Origin of the sequence: Vibrio sp. 10N.222.46.A1 (assembly GCF_041473595.1) — a bacterium.
Taxonomy (GTDB): domain Bacteria; phylum Pseudomonadota; class Gammaproteobacteria; order Enterobacterales; family Vibrionaceae; genus Vibrio; species Vibrio tasmaniensis_A.
Genome location: NZ_JBFRSN010001317.1, coordinates 1 through 1,868, shown reverse-complemented (window position 1 = coordinate 1,868; position 1,868 = coordinate 1). Strand labels below are relative to the sequence as shown.

Sequence of the window (1,868 nt, the reverse complement as noted above, 5' to 3'; positions counted from 1 at the left end):
ACGACCTTGTTCACCAGCACGCGCCGCTTCAATCGCAGCATTCAAAGCAAGCAAGTTAGTTTGCTCTGCAATACCTTGAATCGTAGCAAGTACCGTCGAAATCTCTTGAGCATGCTTGTTTAGCTCACTGATCACATTACCTGCTTCATTCACTTCATTGGCAAGGTTATTGATAGAACCTTTGGTATCGACAACCAGGGCGTGACCGCTATTAGTGCTTGTCGCAGAGTCTTGTGCCGCTTTTGCGGTTTGCTCAGCATGCGATGCAATCTCTTGCGTTGCACTCGCCATTTCCGTTACAGCCGTCGCCACCATGGTGATCTCTTGCTGTTGATGATTAAGCTCATCCACCGAACGATTCGCTCGCTGAGTACTTTTCTCTGACTGGCTGTTAAGCTGCTCTGATTGCCCACGAATATGACCAATCAACTGCTGTAAACTTCCTACAAAAGTGTTGAAGTTCTGTGCTAGTTCTCCTACTTCATCTTGGTTCTCAACATGAATACGCTGAGTTAAATCACCACTACCATTAGCGATCTGCGCCAATGCTTGAGACACATGGTTCAACGGACGGAACAGAATAGTACACAGCAGGTTAAACAATATGGTACATACAATCACAACCAACAGTGTCACCAACACTTGACCGATCACCGCATCAAATAACGGTGCAACCAAAGAGTCATGATTAACAACACTGATAGTAATCAGGCTTGTACCATCAATCGCACGTGCGTACAGAACATAGTCGCTGCCATTTAACTCGATAGCCGTGTCTTTACCGCTAGTCAGTGCCTTCTGTACATCAGAAAAATCTAGCCCTAGCGAGCTAATGTTCTCATTCAGCAACTTTGTATCAGCGTGCGTGTAAACCGTGCCTTTGTTGGTCGCGATAAACATGTAGCCTTCGCCTGGAAGAATCACTTTTTCAAGGCTGTTTAGAATGTCGGTAATTTCTACATCAGCACCTAAAACGACCTGCTGGCCATGCAGTTGCATTGCAGTACCCAACGACACAACGTTCGCCCCAGTTGCCGCGGCAACCGTTGGGTTATCCATGAACACCTTACTTGGGTTCGAAACCGCATTGGTGTACCAACCCCATACGCGTGGATCATCATTGCCCGGTGGCAACACTACGCCATTCGCATTTTTTTGCGAGCCATCAGGGAACGCTAAGAACACATTATCAAACGAGCCTGAATCACGAACCTGCTTCAGGTGAGTGACCAAGCTTTCTTGTTGTGACTCCTTCGAAAGTGAAGTAAGCGCACGCTCTTTGGATAAGATCCAATCCGATACATATTGATTGTAAGAAGCTGACGCACCTTCTAAGCGCTGTTCAACTTCAATATCCAACCGTTGCAATGAAGCACGAAAAGACAATACCTCGACCAAAATCCCCCCCAGGATAATGGCCATGCTAGCAGAGATCGCCAGCTTATTTTTAAGCGAGAGTTTCTTGAACATAGGAAACCTATAATTTGGAAGTAAAAACCGCGGTGACAAATTTGTCACCAACACAGTTTGCAAGCACCATTTATTTTACGCTTTAAAATAAATTAATAAACCATCCAAGGTTAATATCAGCAATATATGTGAGTAGGGGCACGCATAGCGAGACATTCACCAAGTAAATTATTGATTGCATGAGAAATTATACCGAACAGCCTGTTGTAGGGTAATTAAGTTAAATACGCTCAACATAGCGTTGTTAACTAGACGAAAAATAGAAAAGGACCCAACACATAACGTTCAGCCCTTTATTTCTCGTCATTTAAACCCAACGGCATTCTTATTTCCATCAGATCAATATTTATATTCGATTACTTAGATTTCACCGAAGTTGGGGTTAGTTAATGATCGCT

At 44.2% G+C, this 1,868-nt stretch carries 1 protein-coding gene; it reads right to left on the bottom strand.

The window, feature by feature from the left end; translation table 11 throughout:
* Positions 1–1,470, bottom strand: a 1,470-nt coding sequence (locus tag AB4496_RS26260) for a methyl-accepting chemotaxis protein (RefSeq protein ID WP_372132819.1), incomplete at its 3' end; no start/stop codon positions are given.
* Positions 1,471–1,868: the final 398 nt, after the last annotated feature.